Below are 16,310 nucleotides of genomic sequence, written 5' to 3'. Positions count from 1 at the left end.
TTTAGCTCTTCTTGAGGAGGTCGCGGATTTCCGTCAGCAGCACGACTTCGGCGGTCGGCTTCGGCGGCTCGGCGGGCTTGACCTCTTCCTTGCGCTTGAACTGGTTCATCAGGCGGATCACGATGAACAGCACGAAGGCAATGATCAGGAAGTTGATGGTCAGCGTGAGGAAGTTGCCGTAGGCGAGCACCGCGCCCTGCTTCTTGGCGTCTGCGAGGTTGCCGGCCGTCACCTTCGCGGAGAGTGGAATGTAGTAGTTGGAGAAGTCGAGGCCGCCGGTGATCGCGCCGATGATCGGCATGATGACGTCGCCGACCAGCGAAGTGACGATCGCGCCGAAGGCTGCGCCGATGATGACGGCGACGGCGAGGTCGACGACATTGCCCTTCATGGCGAACTCGCGGAATTCCTTCAGCATGCCCATCCCCTTCTGCTCGGCGTTACGTACTGTCTCGCTCACGGCATTCCACGGCGGCTTCAGTTGATCAGGCCGGCATGCACCATGGCGCTGCGGACCGCGGCGCGGGTCGCTTCGGTGACCGGCACCATCGGCAGGCGCAGCTTCTCGTCCAGCTTGCCGAGCAGCGACATCGCGTACTTGATCGGCGCCGGATTGCTCTCGATGAACAGGTTGGTGTGCAGCGGCATCAGCTTGTCGTGGATCGCGAGCGCGGTCTTCACGTCGCCCTTCTGCCAGGCGGTCTGGAATTCCGAGCACAGCCGCGGCGCAACGTTCGAGGTCACCGAGATGCAGCCATGGCCGCCATGCGCCATGTAGCCGATGATGGTCGCGTCCTCGCCCGACAGCTGGTTGAAGTCCTCGCCGAGCTCCGCGCGCTGCTGCGAGACCCGCACCATGCTCGCGGTGGCGTCCTTGACGCCGGCGATGTTCTTCAGCTCGAACAGCCGCTTCATCGTGGCAACCGACATGTCGATCACCGAGCGCGGCGGGATGTTGTAGATGATGATCGGAATCCCGATCGCGTCGTTGATCGCCTTGAAGTGCTGGTACAGGCCTTCCTGGGTCGGCTTGTTGTAATAGGGCGTCACCACCAGCACCGCGGTCGCGCCCGCCTTCTCGGCATGCTCGGCGAGCTCGATGGCTTCCTTGGTCGAGTTCGAGCCGGCCCCGGCGATCACCGGCACCCGGCCCCTTGCCTCCTCGATGCACCATTCGACCACCCGCTTGTGCTCGTCATGGCTCAGCGTCGGGCTCTCGCCGGTGGTGCCGACCGGCACCAGGCCGTGCGTGCCTTCGTCAATCTGCCAGTTCACGAGGCTGCGGAACGCGGCCTCGTCCACCGCGCCGTTTTTGAAGGGCGTCACCAAGGCAGTGAATGATCCCCGGAATTTTGTCTTGGCTGCCATGGAGTTCCTCCAATTGCTTCAGGCTTGAGGCTAGGTCGGCGAAGCGTCGTTTCAGCGTGTTGTCGTCCGCGACCGGGCGCCGGCGCATGTGAAAAGCGCCGTGAAACGCAATTCATACCGGGTCTGGCGGACAGGCGAAAGGGCCGCACCGTACCTATGCCCAGGGGCTGTTCTCGAGGTTTTCCCGCTGGTCCGGCCTCGAGCAGCGTCTCTGGCGGCCTCCGAGATCGAGCCTCTAGGGTCTTGTTTTGGCGCGCTTTCTTCCGGTGCTCCGGCCCGGCAACGGCTCCGGCCGCGATTTTGCCGTGGTGCTGGCGCAAACAGCCGCACGGCGACGCTTCTTAGTATTTTGTGCACATATTCAATCAAATAAGAACTTATGGCCCGAACGACCAGGTGATTCGGCGCCGCAGAGGGCTTCCGTGATCCGCTCCATCCGCGAAGGCACATTGCGATCGACCGCGCTGGCCGGCAGCCTGGCGCTCCTCGTCGGCTTCGTTGCGATCACGGCCAATGCCTGGGCCGGCGATGAGGATCCTGCTGCCAAGCCGGCGGCGCACAGCGCGGCGGCCAAGCCATCCGACCCGAAGGCCGCCCCCAAGGCCGCTGCGGCCAAGACGGCTCCCAAGGCAACCGCGTCAAAACCGGCCGCAGCCAAGACCAGCGGCGACAAGTCCAGCCCGGCCAAATCTGGCGACGACAAGTCGAGCGCTCACAAGGCCACTGCGGCCAAGCCTAGCCCTGCCAAGCCCAGCGCTGCCAAGACGGGCGATGGCAAAGCCGGCGATGCCAAGCCCACCGACACCAAGGCCGCTCATGACAAGAGCGCGACTTCCAAGAGCACCGCACCCAAGGCCGCAGCGCATAAGGACAGTGCGCACAAGGACAGCGCTGCCAAGACAACTTCTTCCAAGCCCGCCGCCCCCGCTACAACCGCGACCGTGACGCATAAGCCGGTGCCGGCCGCTACCGCCGCCCCTGCACTGGTCCCGGCGACCCGTCAGCATGCCGCTCCGGCCGTGCGCAAGCCGGTCGCGCCCGCGGCGCTGGCCGCGACCTCGTCGACCTCGCAGTCGGACAAGGAGGCGCTCGCCAACGTCGTCGAGCTCTTGCGCAAGCGCAAGCCGGGCGATGCCACCGAGCTCGAGACCTCGATGTCGGATCCGGTCGCGCGCAAGCTCGCCGAATGGCTGATCCTGCGCAGCGACAACAACGGCGCCTCGGTCGAGCGCTATCGCGCCTTCCTCGACGGCAATCCGAGCTGGCCGTCGCAGATCTTCCTCCGCCGCCGCATCGAGGCGGCGCTGTGGGACGACCGCCGCGACGATTCCGCGGTCTGGGCCTGGTTCCAGAATGAATCCCCGGTCTCGGCCAAGGGCCGATTTGCGCTCGCCAAGGTGATGATCGGGCGCGGCGACCGCGCCAATGCCGAGCGCCTGGTGCGCGAGGCGTGGCGCAACGACCCGATGAGCGAGGACACCGAGACCACCGCGCTCGACCTGTTCGGATCGTTCCTGACCGCCGGCGACCACAAGGCGCGCATGGACACCATGCTCTACGGCACCGACAACGAGGCGGCCGGCATGCGCGCGGCAAGGCGCCTCGGCTCCGGCTATGTGGCACTGGCCAAGGCGCGGATCGCCGCCAACCGCAAGGGCGGAAACCTGCGCGCGCTGCTCGAGGAAGTACCGCGCGAGCTGTCCGGCGACACCGGCTACATGTTTGCCAGGATCCAGCTGCTGCGCCGCGAGGAGAAGTTCACCGAGGCCGCGCAGTTGATGCTGGGCGCGCCGAAGGACGGCGCCCGCCTCTTCAACGTCGACGAATGGTGGATCGAGCGCCGCCTGCTGGCGCGCAAGATGATCGACGTCGGCGAGTACCGCTCGGCCTATCTGATCGCACGCGACGCGGCGCTGCCGGCACGCGACATCTACAAGACCGAGCAGGAATTCACCGCCGGCTGGATCGCGCTGCGCTTCCTCAAGGACCCGGCGGTCGCCGCCCAGCACTTCGCGCGGATCGGCGTCGGCAGCGCCAACCCGACCGCGCTGGCACGCGCCGGCTATTGGCAGGGCCGCGCCGCGGAAGCCGCCGGCCGCAGCCAGGAGGCACGCGCCGCCTATGGCCGCGCCGCCGAGCAATCGACCAGTTATTACGGCCAGCTCGCGCGCGCCAAGCTCGGACTGCCGCAGATCGAGCTGAACGGCGTGCCGCGCGGCCGCGGCGCCGACCGGCTGGAGATCGTGCGCGCGGTGGCGCTGCTCTACGACATCGACGAGCGCGAGCTCGCGATCCCGATCTTCGGCGACATGGGCGACAATGGCGATCCGGAAGCGCTGGCCGGGCTCGGCGAGCTGACGGTGAGGCACGGCGATGCACGCGGCATGCTGCTGATGGGCAAGGCCGCGCTCAATCGCGGGCTGCCGTTCGACCACTACGCCTACCCGATCAACGGCATCCCCTCCTTCCGCCAGGTCGGACCGGAGGTCGAGCCAAGCATCGTCTACGCCATCGCGCGCCAGGAGAGCGCGTTCAATCCGGCCGTGGTGTCGCCGGCCCAGGCCTACGGGCTGATGCAGGTGACGCCGGACGCCGGCCGTTACGTCTGCAAGCGCGCCGGCATCGGCTTCGACCTCCAGCGCATGAAGACCGACCCGGTCTACAATGCGATGCTCGGCGCCGCCGAGCTCGGCGGCCTGCTCGAGGACTATCGCGGCTCCTACATCCTGACCTTCGCCGCCTACAATGCCGGCCGCGGCAGCGTGAAGAAGTGGATCGAGCGCTACGGCGATCCGCGCGATCCCAAGGTCGACGCCGTCGACTGGGTCGAGCTGATTCCGTTCTCGGAGACGCGGAACTACGTCCAGCGCATCATGGAGAACCTGCAGGTCTACCGCGCCCGCTTCGGCGGCGGCACCAGGCTGCAGATCGAGGCCGACCTGCGCCGCGGCGGCACCGTGGAATGATCCGGAGGCGGCCGGTTTTCAACAGGGTTGTGACCGGCCTCGCGCAACCGCATCGAATTATTACATAACTTATTGTTATTTCTTATATTTTATGACATCGGCTCAAGCCGACGGCAGATCGATCGCTCCCCGCATGAAGGTGCGCGGCTACACTTGAGCCAAGCTGCCCCGGAGCCGCCACCAAATCATCCTGCCGCTATCTCAATCTGCCGCTTGCGGCTCAGCGCCCACTCGGGCATATCGGCGCCATTGGAGAGGTGGCCGAGTGGCTGAAGGCAACGCTTTGCTAAAGCGTCATACGGTCTCAAGCTGTATCGAGGGTTCGAATCCCTCCCTCTCCGCCAGCCCTCCACCGAGGCGGCCTTAGACCGGGCGAATTCTCTCTTTCAACTTTCGCTTGATCAGCATCTCGGCGCGGCGCTTTGCCAGCTCCGGCAATCGAGTCCGCACGGTGTGGCTGACAGACTCGCAATCAACCGCGGCTCTTCGACGGCACCGGGATGTCACGGACGAACTGTCCCGTTGGGCGAATGGGCCTGTGCTGACTGGAGCGGCGTTATCGCATAAAGAGCCAGCTCACGCTCGCGACCAGCGCCGCAAACGACACCACAGCCGCGCATACGAAGGCAATCTCGACGCTGTCGAAATGATGGTGTTTGGCGTGCATGGTCGCCGCCCTCCTAAGCCGACGACCGCGAGACTGGTGCCCGCAGCCACTCGCTCATTTGCGAGGCTGTTTCGGCCAGTCGAGCTTGGCGGATAAGGCGATCACGGGCGATACCGGGCGGCGTCCCTTGTGCCTCTTTCCGGAGCCTCTGGGCCACGTCAGCCAATCGATGTTCAAGGATTGCCGGTTGCTTGAAACGGCGGCGTTGCTCGCCCATGTCGGATTCTCTCGTCAATGCATCTGCCCGCAACGGGAGTTCAAACATTGACGAGCCGTAAGGTTCCTCGGCGGCGCCTTAGCCCTTCGGGCCAGACTTCATCGCCCGCTCAACCTCTCCGGCGAGGGTTCGATGGTGGGCGGCCAACTTTGCGAACAGATCCTTCTTGGCTTGGTTGGTCGCCAGCTTGCTGATCAGTTCGCATTCCTCCGCCTCGATACGAAGCCTCTCCAGTGCAGCCCGCAAGTCCTGCATTTCAAGTCCTGCAATTGACGAATGTCCCCGCAGCCCTTGGCTGCCGAGGGCATCGTGCGCGGACTGCGACAGGAATTCATCCCCGGAGAACCACGGGGGCGGAGCGCGAGTGAGACGGCTCCGGCCCGTCCGCCGCACCTCGCGCCGAGAGGCGATCGAGGATGGGAAGAAATGGCAACAGGAACCTTTCGGGAAACGACACCGTTGGGATTGTCGGGTGCCTGCCGCACCCGATCTGGGACGGCCTTCGGTCGTTTAGCCCCCAAGGCCCACGGCCGGAGCCGTCTCGGTGTTGGCGCGCAAGACCGTCCTCGCCACAGTGCCGATCTGGATAAGCGGCCGCCCAAAAGGACGGCATCCGAGATGAACGGCCGCCGACTGAGGCCCGGCCTTGCCTGTGGTCGCGGCAATCGCGCCTGGCGCAATTTTCACACGGGGAGGAACGTTTCAGCTTTGGGAAAATTAGGCAATTGGATGGAGGCGCCGAGTCCGCCCCCGACGCGCGCAATCATCCGTCTTAGTCCCAGCGCCCTTTCCCCAAGGCGCTGGGACTTTATCGTTCGCTTTCGCGCGCCGCGCACCAGAACAGGAACTCGCCGATCTCGAAAATGTTTTCCGGTATGGGCCGCCGCTCTCACCATTGGTCGGATGAAGATACAAGACGGCTGCAGACCTTGATCGCCGCTCGTGCCAGCTCAACTCGCGCCGCCGCAGCTCTGAACCGGTCGATTCAGTCGGTGCGGGTCAAAGCTCGCGAACTCGGGACGCCTTTTCCACCTCTCTACAAGGAGCGAAGACGGCTACGGGATTTGGCGCGGGGGTAGTTTGCCGCTGCGAGCCGCACCGCAGCAAAAGAAGGCCCGTGCTGGGCTTTGGTAAGAAATTACGATCATAATGGTCGCCGGTCGGCCGCCTGCCGCTCGGGCTGGACCGAGAGGCGTGCGGCCGATTGGCCTCGGCGCGGCAGCGCCTGATCTTATTCATTCCGTTTGCGCGTGCCATTTTGCAATTGATTCGACTACTCCATCTGCGATGAACCATGTCCGACGACATCTCCCAACTGAACTTCGGTGCGTCCGCGCGTCTCTACAAATGGCCCTCGCTCGGCAATGCCCGCCGCGAGGATCGCATGCCATACATGGTTGCCGACGCCACGCTGGACGAGTGCATCCGCGAATTCATGGCCAAGCCGGAGAAGACCCGGCACCTCTATGAGATCCGCACGGTGCCTCAGGCACCGCTGGTGCCGGAGATTCTGTCGCCGGAGCACATTGTCGAGTTGTCCCGCCTTCGGGATTTCCTGTGATCGGCCGCGCGCGAAGGCGATCTCGCCGATCGGGCCGGGCCCGCCTCGCATTGTTCATCCCGAGACGACCGTCTACAATCGCATGGCGCTCTGGCTGACGGAGGCGCCGCATGAGGTTCAATCTGGCGATCCTGACCGTGCTGGCCGCGAAGCCCGAGCAGCGGATCGCGGTCGACGATGTCAGCCGCGAGGTCAAGCGCATGATCGCAAGCGGCGACGAAGCCGCGAAGTTGAAGCGATCGTCCGAGCTCGGCGATGCCGATATCTTCCAATCGGGATTGGCCTCGATCAATGATGATGGCATGCAGATCACGGACAAGGGCCTGTCGATGTGGCACGCGCTTCAGGCCTCGCGCGTCGAGCGGGAGCGCAGCCCGCCGCAGTCCGGCCTGCCGGAGATCGTCGTCTCCGACACCGACCATGCAGCGGTGATGGCTGCCATCGACCGATCCGACGACGTTGATCTCGAGCTCCCTGCCGTAACGAGCGAAGACCGCGGCGAGCGCATGGCGCGGCTACTGAACCATATAACCGCAACTCCCGAGGCCCCGGCGCGAGAGGCCGCTGCGCCGGAGACTCACACCATTCCCGAACCGGCATTCGGCTCCATCCAGCAGGCCGGCCGAAACGATTCGCGGCTATCGGCGCTCACCGGACTGCTCGGCAGCGAAATGCCCGGGCTTGCGCGCATGTGGCGGCGGCGTCCCGCACGCCACGTCCCGGATCGGAAAACTGAAGGCAACGTTGGAATGACGCGTCTGGCTCTTGCGGGCCTCAGCCTGATCTCGATCATCGCCTGCGGCGCCGCGGCGGTCGCAATCGGGCAGATCTCCACACTGAAATCGGAAATCACCGCCCTCCGCCGCGAGCAAGCCCCGCTGAAGGAGCGCCTGGCCAAGCTCGAGCAGGCCGAAGGCGCAAGGCGCGAAGCCGCGGCGCAGGAAGCAGCGCAGGCCAGGGCCGAGGCGGAAAGAAGAGCCTCCGAGAGCGCCGGCGAGCAGAGCCTCCTCAATCTGTCACGGGAAGAAATCCAGCTGGTCAGGGAATACATCAAGGCCGCGCCCTCGGCTGGCGCACCGGCCGTCACGACCAAGGTCGGCGATCCCGTGACCGGCGGAATGATTCCACTGCCCTCCCCGCTGACCGACAAGGTGCCGAGACTTCTGGGCGCGAGGTTTGCGACGCGCAACGGCGCCATCATCATCAGCACGCGGAACAGCCGCCGCGTCGACGCAGTGCTGATGCCCAATTAGCTCGATGAGCCAGCCGGCCCCCGGCTAGCGCGCGATGCGCTAGCGCTGCCGGAACGAATGGTTGAACGACATGATCAGCGGGCCGGCGATGTACTCGAACGCGGTGCGCTGGACGGTCGGGATCATGACCGTTGCCGGCATGCCCGGGTGGAGCTGAATGTTGGGCAGTGCCGCCAGCTCCTCCTGATCGACCCGCACGAAGGCCGTGTAATAGGGATTGTTGGTCTTGGGATCCGTCAACCGGTCGGCCGATATCTGGATGACGTCGCCATGGACGATCGGCACGATGCGTTGCTTGTACGCGGTGAGATGCACCTCGGCGCGCGTATTCGGGTGCACGTCGCTGATGTCCTCGACCGCGACCTGGGCTTCGATCGTCAATCCGTCCTGCAGGGGCACGACGTCCAGGATCTTCTCGCCGCGCTGAATGACGCCGCCGACCGAGAACACGTTCAGCCCGACCACCCGGCCGCCATAGGGGGAGTGGATCTCCATGCGGCCCAGCACCGCCTTCGCATTCATCGCCTTCGGGATCACCTCCAGGATCTTGGCCTGGGTGTCGCGCAGATCCCTCGTCACCTCGGTCATGCGATCGTTGTCGAGCTGGGCCATCTGCTGCTCCTGCTCGGCGATCGCCTGACGCGCCTTGGCGATGTTGGCATTGGTGTCTGCGATCTGGCCCTCGAGCCCGAAGGCTGTACGTTCTAGCTGCATGATGCGCGGCCGCGCTATCAACCCGCGCTCGACCAGAGGCGCGATGTCCTTCGCTTCCTTGTGGACCGACGTGATCTGGTCCGTGAAAGCCTTGACCTGCGCCTCGGATCCGACGATCTGCGAGCCGAGCTGGTTGATCTTCTCGCGAATGACGCTGCGCTGGCCGGCAATCGCCGCAAGGCGGCTTTCGAGCTGGCTGACCTGCCCGTTCCACACGCTCTTGAAATAGGGATCGTCGGAGCGCGCCTTCAGGTCGGCGGGCATCACCAGCTTCGAGCCGCGATCGAGCTCGGTGAGGAGGCGAACTTCGGTGGCGCGCAGCACGACATGCTGTTGGGTGAGAACTTCGTATTCGGCACGTGCCTGCGTCTCGTCGAGCACGATCAGCAGGTCGCCGGCGTTGACCTTGTCGCCTTCCTTGACGTTCAGCTGCTTGACGATGCCACCATCAAGATGCTGGATGCTCTTGCGATTGCCATCGACCTTGACCACGGCATTGGCCACCACGGCGCCGTTGAGCGGGGCGGTGACCGCCCAGCTCCCAATGCCGACGAAGAAAACCAGCACAATTGCCCAGCCGGCGAGAGCTGCCTGCGTGATCGAATCGCTGGGCGCGCCGCCGGCGCGGACCGGCGGCCTGGGTCGGGAGCCGACACCGACAGGGATATTCCTGTCGAATTTCCCGATGCTCCGGTTCCCTAGTCCTTCCAGAATGCTCATGGCGACCGCCTAACCGCTGGCGCCTTGCACCGCGTGCATCGGCACGGGGCGGGTCAGGCGCGACATGATCTCGACCCGTGGCCCGAACATCTCCGCGGCCCCCTCCCTGAGGACGAGGATCTTGTCGACAAGCCCAATGGTGGCCGGCCGGTGCGAGACGATGACGACGGTTGCTCCGCGCTTCTTCAGTTGGATGATGCAATCGGCGAGCGCCGCATCGCCCTCGGAGTCGAGATTTGAGCTGGGTTCATCGAGCACGACGAAGCTCGGATTGCAGTACACGGCTCGGGCCAGGCCGATGCGCTGCCGGAAGCCTCCGGACAGGATCGCTCCGCCCTCACCGACCTCGGTGTCGTATCCGTTCGGAAGCCTCACGATCATCTCATGGACGCCCGCGAGCTGGGCGGCATGGATGACCTCGTTGTCGCCCTTTGTCTCGAAGCGACTGATATTGGCCGCCACCGTGTCCGCGAACAGCTCGATGTCCTGGGGCAGATAGCCGACGTGGTCGCCAACCGCCTTCCTGACCCAGCTCGAGACGTCGGCGCCGTCCAGGCGCACCGCGCCGGCCGAGGGTGCCAGCACGCCGACGAGGTGCCGCACCAGCGTCGACTTGCCGGCGCCGGAGGGGCCGATGACGCCGAGCACCTCCCCTGCCTCGATCGCGAAGCTCACACCGCGCAGGATCGGCCTGGAGCTCCCGGGAGGTGCGAATGTCAGTCCTTCGACCGACAATTGGCCCTTCGGCCTCGGCAGGATGAGCCCCGCTTCGCGAAGGGGATCGGCCTTGAGCAGCTCCCGGATGCGCAGGAATGCGCCGCGCGCCGACACCAGACTTCGCCAGGAGCCGACGATCTGCTCGATCGGCTGCAGCGCGCGGCCCAGCAGGATGCTGGCGGCAAACATCGAACCGACCGTCGTGAGCCGTTCGATGACGAGATAGGCGCCAAGACCCAGGATCAGCGATTGCATGGCGAGCCGGAGAAACCGGATCAGACTCTGGACGGTGGCGGCGCGGTCGCTCGCCGCCACCTGCCGCTCCAGCATCCGGTCGCGATCGCGGCGCCAGCGCTTCAGCAAGCCGCCGGTCATGCCCATGGCGCGCACGACTTCGGTGTTGCGCAGGCTCATTTCGGTGAAGCTGTAACTGCGCGCAGCGGCTTCGTTCGACTCGGTCAATGGCAGCCGCACCAGCCATTCGCTGAGCAGCGCCATCAACACGAGGACGATCGAGCCGCCGAGTGCAAAAGCGCCCAGCCCGGGATGAAGGACGAAGATCACCGCGATGTAGATCGGCGCCCACGGCAGGTCGAAGATCGCGTGGATACCCGTGCCGGTCACGAACTGGCGGAACGCATCGAAGTCCCGCAACGCCTGGCTGCGCGCGCCGCCTGCGCCGGCTGAACGATCGATGATCGCGGTCATCACCCGCGCGGCGATCCGCTGGTCGAGGCGGATGCTGGCGCGGGTCAGCACCCGCGCACGAACCGCATCGAGCCCGGCTAGCGCCGAAAAGGCCAGCAACAGCGCGATGGTCAGCATCAACAGCGTGATCTGGCTGGCGCTCGAGATCACGCGGTCGTAGACCTGCAGCATGTAGAGAGGGCCTGCCAGGTACAGCAGGTTGATCGCCAGGCTGAACAATCCGGCGGTCAGGAAATAACCTTGGCAGGTCTGCAACAATTGCCGGAGCTCGTCCGGCCTCTTCAACGATACGTTCACGCAAACCGGCGGGATCCCCGCCCCTCTCTCAAGAAACCTTTGCGGCCGTCGCCGACAAAAGGCACAAGAGGGTGAGCTGGAGACTCACCCTCCCTCAAAATCGCTACGTTAGATGGAGATATCCGTCATGGGTGTTCGGCGCGACGCCGAGCACTCCGAAATAGTCTCCGTTGTCGTTGGCCATCAGGACCATTGATTGATTCATGGACACCAGCATGTTGCTGCCGGTGGCACCATCGGTGGTGGCGTTCATGTCGGCGAAGATCTGGGAGCCGGACGGTACGCCGTGAGCGGGATCTCCGGTCTGCCAGGCGGCGCTGCTCGCTTTGACGGATGTGCTGTATCCAAAGCCGCTGACGCCGTCCTTGGCTTTGGGGACGTTTCCGTCCTGGCCATTTCCCGGGTTATCCGTCTCGTGCTTATTGTTGTACTTGAGCACGAACGTATCGGTCGTCCCGTCGTTGTTGGTGTCGATCTTTGTCACCCCGCCATACTTGATGAGCCAGTCGGCGATATCGCCGAGCAGGCCGTTCGGAGCATTGAAGTTGGGGACGCCGACCTCGTTCAAGGCCGTGGTTACGGCATAGCGGACGAAATCGCCAAGCTTGTCGCCGCCCGTACCGTTGGCCGCTCCGACGGTCTCCTGAGCGTCGTCCCACTGGATGACGAGGTTGCCATCGGCTCCCTGGAAGAACAGGTCCTTGTGATTGTCACCATCGACGTCGCTGGTGCCACCGGCCAACGGGTTGTTGGGCAACAAATTGGCGATGTCCGGCGCTGTGATCGTACCGGCGGCGGCGAGCTTGGAAGCAAGGGAGACACCCTTTCCATCCGCCTTGCCGTTACTGGTGTCGGAGCCACTGATCGGGGCGTCCCAGACATACTCATGATTGTACCAGAAGCCGGGAGTGAGACCGAGGGCGCCAAGCTGGTGATTGCCGAACGTCAGAGCGTCGCCGACGTTGACTTCCGTGTGCAGCGAATCGAGCTGCCCTGCCTCTCCCGCAACCGCGACGACCTCTTGGCCACTGAGCACGGTCACCGTCGTCGTAGCATCGCCGATGCCGTCATTGTTGTGGTCGACCGTCGCGCCCCAGTTCGTACCATCCGTAAACAGCTCGCTGATCGTGTACGTGCCCGGATGGAGATTTTCGAACGAGAAGTGGCCGTTGGCATCCGTAGTGGTGGTTTGGGTATCGATCGTGCCGTTGCCGTCCACATCACCCTTCAACTGGATGGTGATGCCTGCCATTGGGCTGTCTGCCCCATCGAGTTTGCCATCCGCGTCCAGGTCGTTGAACTTCAGCCCGTGGATCGATCCGTTGACGTAGTTCATGAAGGTGGTGTCGGCATCGACGCCGTGGCTTTCCCCTGACGCCAAGGTCAGGGCAATCGTCGTCTTGTCGCTCGACTGGTAGCCGCCGCTCAGCACCTCCTGCACGAGGTACTTGCCCGGGTCGAGGCCGCTGAACGACCAGGTGCCGTCAGCCGCCGTCGTCGTGGTCTTGAACGGCGAATCCTGGCTATCACCATCGATGACGCCGTCGCGCTCATCCGCCTGGAGCACGCCGTCGCCGTTGAGGTCCTTGTACAGGTTGATGGTGATCCCGGAGACCGGCGTGTTCTCGTTCGCATCCTTGATGCCGTCCGCATCGAGATCCAGCAGCTTGATGCCATTCACCGAGGCCGGCTTGTAGTTCATGAAGGTGGTGCCTTCATCGACCCCGTGGGTCTCCCCCGAGGCCAGCGTGATGGCGACGTCGACATTGTCCTTCGTCACGTAGCCGTTGCTCAGCACCTCCTCGACGACGTACTTGCCGGGGTCGAGGTTGCTGAACGACCAGGTGCCGTCGGCCGCAGTGGACGTGGTCTTGAACGGCGCATCCTGGCTGTCGCCGTCGATGATGCCGTCGCGCTCGTCGGCCTGCAGCACGCCGTCGCCGTTGAGGTCCTTGTACAGGTTGATGGTGATACCGGAGATCGGCGTGTTCTCGGTGGCGTCCTTCAAACCGTTCGCGTTGGCGTCGAGCAGCTTGATGCCGTTCACCGATGCCGGCTTGTAGTTCATGAAGGTGGTGCCTTCATCGACCCCGTGGGTCTCCCCCGAGGCCAGGGTGATGGCGACGTCGACATTGTCCTTGGTCACATAGCCGTTGCTCAGCACTTCCTCGACGATGTACTTGCCGGGGTCGAGCCCGCTGAACGACCAGGTGCCGTCCGCCGCTGTCGCCGTGGTCTTGAACGGCGAATCCTGGCTGTCGCCGTCGATGATGCCGTCGCGCTCGTCGGCCTGCAGCGTGCCGTCGCCGTTGAGATCCTTGTACAGGTTGATGGTGATCCCCGAGATCGGGGTGTTCTCGCCAGCCTGCTTCAGGCCGTCGGCGTTGGCGTCGAGCAGCTTGATGCCGTTCACCGAGGCCGTCTTGTAGTTCATGAAGGTGGTGCCTTCATCGACACCGTGAGTCTCGCCGGAGGCCAGCGTGATCGCGACGTCGACATTGTCCTTGGTCACATAGCCGCCGCTCAGCACTTCCTCGACGATATACTTGCCGGGGTCGAGCCCGGTGAACGACCAGGTGCCGTCCGCCGCCGTCGCCGTGGTCTTGAACGGCGTATCCTGGCTGTCGCCGTCGATCACGCCGTCGCGCTCATCCGCTTGCAGCGTGCCGTCGCCGTTGAGGTCCTTGTACAGGTTGATCGTGATACCTGAGATCGGGGTATTCTCGCCGGCCTGCTTCAGACCGTCGGCGTTGGCATCGAGCAGCTTGATGCCATTCACCGATGCCGCCTTGTAGTTCATGAAGGTGGTGCCTTCATCGACCCCGTGGGTCTCGCCGGAGGCCAGCGTGATGGCGACGTCGACGTTGTCCTTGGTCACATAGCCGCCGCTCAGCACTTCCTCGACGATGTACTTGCCGGGGTCGAGACCGCTGAACGACCAGGTGCCGTCGGCTGCCGTCGCCGTGGTCTTGAACGGCGTATCCTGGGCGTCGCCGTCGATCACGCCATCGCGTTCGTCGGGCTGCAACACACCGTCACCATTCAAATCCTTGTACAGGTTGATGGTGATCCCGGAGATCGGGGTATTCTCGCCAGCGTCATGCACGCCGTCAGCATCGGCGTCGAGCAGCTTGATGCCGTTCACCGAGGCCGTCTTGTAGTTCATGAAGGTGGTGCCTTCATCGACACCGTGAGTCTCGCCCGAGGCCAGCGTGATGGCGACGTCGACATTGTCCTTGGTCACATAGCCGTTGCTCAGCACCTCCTCGACAATGTACTTACCGGGGTCGAGACCGCTGAACGACCAGGTGCCGTCCGCCGCTGTCGCGGTGGTCTTGAACGGCGTATCCTGCGCGTCGCCGTCGATCACGCCGTCGCGTTCATCGGCCTGCAGGGTGCCGTCGCCGTTGAGGTCCTTGTAGAGATTGATCGTGATCCCCGAGATCGGGGTGTTCTCGCCGGCATCCTTGACGCCGTCGGCATCGGCATCGAGCAGCTTGATGCCGTTCACCGAGGCCGTCTTATAGTTCATGAAGGTGGTGCCTTCATCGACACCGTGGGTCTCACCCGAGGCCAGCGTGATGGCGACGTCGACATTGTCCTTGGTCACGTAGCCGCCGCTCAGCACTTCCTCGACAATGTACTTGCCGGGATCGAGGCCGTTGAACGACCAGGTGCCGTCGGCCGCTGTCGCCGTGGTCTTGAACGGCGTATCCTGCGCATCGCCATCGATCACGCCGTCACGTTCATCGGCCTGCAGCGTGCCGTCGCCGTTCAGGTCCTTGTACAGGTTGATCGTGATCCCCGAGATCGGGGTATTCTCGCCGGCGTCCTTGACACCGTCGGCATCAGCGTCGAGCAGCTTGATGCCGTTCACGGACGCCGCCTTGTAGTTCATGAAGGTGGTGCCTTCATCGACCCCGTGGGTCTCGCCCGAGGCCAGCGTAATGGCGACGTCGACATTGTCATTGGTCACATAGCCGCCGCTCAGCACTTCCTCGACGATGTACTTGCCGGGGTCGAGACCGCTGAACGACCAGGTGCCGTCGGCCGCTGTCGCCGTGGTCTTAAACGGCGTATCCTGCGCATCGCCATCGATCACGCCGTCACGTTCATCGGCCTGCAGGGTGCCGTCCCCGTTGAGGTCCTTGTACAGGTTGATGGTGATACCCGAGATCGGCGTGTTCTCGCCGGCGTCATGTACGCCATCCGCATCCAGGTCGAGCAACTTGATGCCGTTCACCGAAGCGGTCTTGTAGTTCATGAAGGTCGTGCCTTCGTCGACCCCATGGGTTTCCCCGGAGGCCAGCGTAATGGCGACGTCGACATTGTCCTTCGTCACATAACCGCCGCTCAGCACTTCCTCGACGATGTACTTGCCGGGGTCGAGCCCTGTGAACGACCAGGTGCCGTCGGCTGCCGTGCTGGTTGTCTTGAACGGCGTGTCCTGGGCGTCGCCGTCGATCACGCCGTCGCGCTCGTCGGGCTGCAGCGTGCCGTCGCCGTTGAGATCCTTGTACAGGTTGATGGTGATACCCGAGATCGGCGTGTTCTCGCCGGCCTGCTTCAGACCGTCGGCGTTGGCGTCGAGCAGTTTGATGCCATTCACCGAGGCCGTCTTGTAGTTCATGAAGGTGGTGCCTTCGTCGACCCCATGGGTCTCGCCGGAGGCCAGCGTGATGGCGACGTCGACATTGTCCTTCGTGACATAGCCGCCGCTCAGCACTTCCTCGACGATGTACTTGCCGGGGTCGAGCCCGGTGAACGACCAGGTGCCGTCCGCCGCTGTCGCCGTGGTCTTGAATGGCGTATCCTGGGCGTCGCCGTCGATCACGCCGTCGCGCTCATCGGCCTGCAGCGTGCCGTCGCCGTTCAAATCCTTGTAGAGGTTAATGGTAATCCCCGAGATCGGGGTGTTCTCGCCGGCCTGTTTCAGACCGTCGGCGTTGGCATCGAGCAGCTTGATGCCGTTCACCGAGGCCAGCTTGTAGTTCATGAAGGTGGTGCCTTCGTCGACCCCGTGGGTCTCCCCGGAGGCCAGCGTAATGGCGACGTCGACATTGTCCTTCGTGACATAGCCGCCGCTCAGCACTTCCTCGACGATGTACTTGCCGGGGTCGAG

Annotated in this window: 9 protein-coding genes and 1 tRNA gene; 4 read left to right on the top strand and 6 right to left on the bottom strand. The window is 64.2% G+C overall.

Going from position 1 to position 16,310, the window contains the following annotated elements; all coding sequences use genetic code 11:
* Position 1 precedes the first annotated feature (1 nt).
* Positions 2-418 (bottom strand): large conductance mechanosensitive channel protein MscL, encoded by a 417-nt coding sequence (mscL, locus tag JQ633_RS18305; protein ID WP_211986859.1) that lies wholly within the window; start codon positions 416-418, stop codon positions 2-4.
* A gap of 59 nt (positions 419-477) precedes the next feature.
* Positions 478-1,368 carry a 4-hydroxy-tetrahydrodipicolinate synthase gene (gene dapA, locus JQ633_RS18300; protein WP_211986462.1) on the bottom strand — a complete coding sequence of 297 codons (891 nt, stop codon included), beginning with the start codon at positions 1,366-1,368 and terminating at the stop codon, positions 478-480.
* Between the two features lie 422 nt (positions 1,369-1,790).
* Between dapA and JQ633_RS18295 the strand changes: the two genes are divergently transcribed.
* Positions 1,791-4,334, top strand: a complete 2,544-nt coding sequence (locus tag JQ633_RS18295) for a transglycosylase SLT domain-containing protein (RefSeq protein WP_349631573.1) — start codon at positions 1,791-1,793, stop codon at positions 4,332-4,334.
* A gap of 251 nt (positions 4,335-4,585) precedes the next feature.
* Positions 4,586-4,678, top strand: a tRNA-Ser gene (locus tag JQ633_RS18290).
* Positions 4,679-5,296: 618 nt separating this feature from the next.
* Here the strand turns inward: JQ633_RS18290 and JQ633_RS18285 are convergent.
* Positions 5,297-5,473 (bottom strand): hypothetical protein, encoded by a 177-nt coding sequence (locus JQ633_RS18285; protein WP_211986461.1) that lies wholly within the window; start codon positions 5,471-5,473, stop codon positions 5,297-5,299.
* Between the two features lie 1,039 nt (positions 5,474-6,512).
* On the opposite strand from JQ633_RS18285, the gene JQ633_RS18280 reads away from it, so the two are divergent.
* Both JQ633_RS18280 and JQ633_RS18275 read left to right on the top strand, forming a co-directional pair.
* A complete protein-coding gene (locus tag JQ633_RS18280; RefSeq protein ID WP_211986460.1) occupies positions 6,513-6,779 on the top strand; it encodes a hypothetical protein in 267 nt (88 codons plus the stop codon).
* Between the two features lie 110 nt (positions 6,780-6,889).
* Positions 6,890-8,032: a hypothetical protein gene (locus JQ633_RS18275; RefSeq protein ID WP_211986459.1), complete on the top strand. Its 1,143-nt coding sequence runs from the start codon at positions 6,890-6,892 to the stop codon at positions 8,030-8,032.
* 39 nt (positions 8,033-8,071) lie between these two features.
* On the opposite strand, the gene JQ633_RS18270 is transcribed toward JQ633_RS18275, so the two are convergent.
* The 3 genes from JQ633_RS18270 to JQ633_RS18260 form a co-directional block, all read right to left on the bottom strand.
* Positions 8,072-9,466 (bottom strand): HlyD family type I secretion periplasmic adaptor subunit, encoded by a 1,395-nt coding sequence (locus tag JQ633_RS18270; RefSeq protein WP_211986458.1) that lies wholly within the window; start codon positions 9,464-9,466, stop codon positions 8,072-8,074.
* Between the two features lie 9 nt (positions 9,467-9,475).
* The gene (locus JQ633_RS18265; RefSeq protein ID WP_249159490.1) at positions 9,476-11,149 is read right to left on the bottom strand and encodes a type I secretion system permease/ATPase; all 1,674 of its coding nucleotides are present in this window, start codon (positions 11,147-11,149) and stop codon (positions 9,476-9,478) included.
* Between the two features lie 142 nt (positions 11,150-11,291).
* On the bottom strand, positions 11,292-16,310 hold a 5,019-nt coding region (locus JQ633_RS18260; protein WP_211986456.1), incomplete at its 5' end, for an SdrD B-like domain-containing protein.

The organism is Bradyrhizobium tropiciagri, assembly GCF_018130505.1.
GTDB lineage: Bacteria > Pseudomonadota > Alphaproteobacteria > Rhizobiales > Xanthobacteraceae > Bradyrhizobium > Bradyrhizobium tropiciagri_B.
This window is presented reverse-complemented; position numbering and strand designations above follow the sequence as displayed.

Bases quoted from the DNA above. Each gene is read 5' to 3' on its own strand.
- JQ633_RS18285 (WP_211986461.1), bottom strand. From the start codon at position 5,473: ATGCAGGACTTGCGGGCTGCACTGGAGAGGCTTCGTATCGAGGCGGAG.
- mscL (WP_211986859.1), bottom strand. From the start codon at position 418: ATGCTGAAGGAATTCCGCGAGTTCGCCATGAAGGGCAATGTCGTCGAC.
- JQ633_RS18275 (WP_211986459.1), top strand. From the start codon at position 6,890: ATGAGGTTCAATCTGGCGATCCTGACCGTGCTGGCCGCGAAGCCCGAG.
- JQ633_RS18280 (WP_211986460.1), top strand. From the start codon at position 6,513: ATGTCCGACGACATCTCCCAACTGAACTTCGGTGCGTCCGCGCGTCTC.
- dapA (WP_211986462.1), bottom strand. From the start codon at position 1,368: ATGGCAGCCAAGACAAAATTCCGGGGATCATTCACTGCCTTGGTGACG.
- JQ633_RS18270 (WP_211986458.1), bottom strand. From the start codon at position 9,466: ATGAGCATTCTGGAAGGACTAGGGAACCGGAGCATCGGGAAATTCGAC.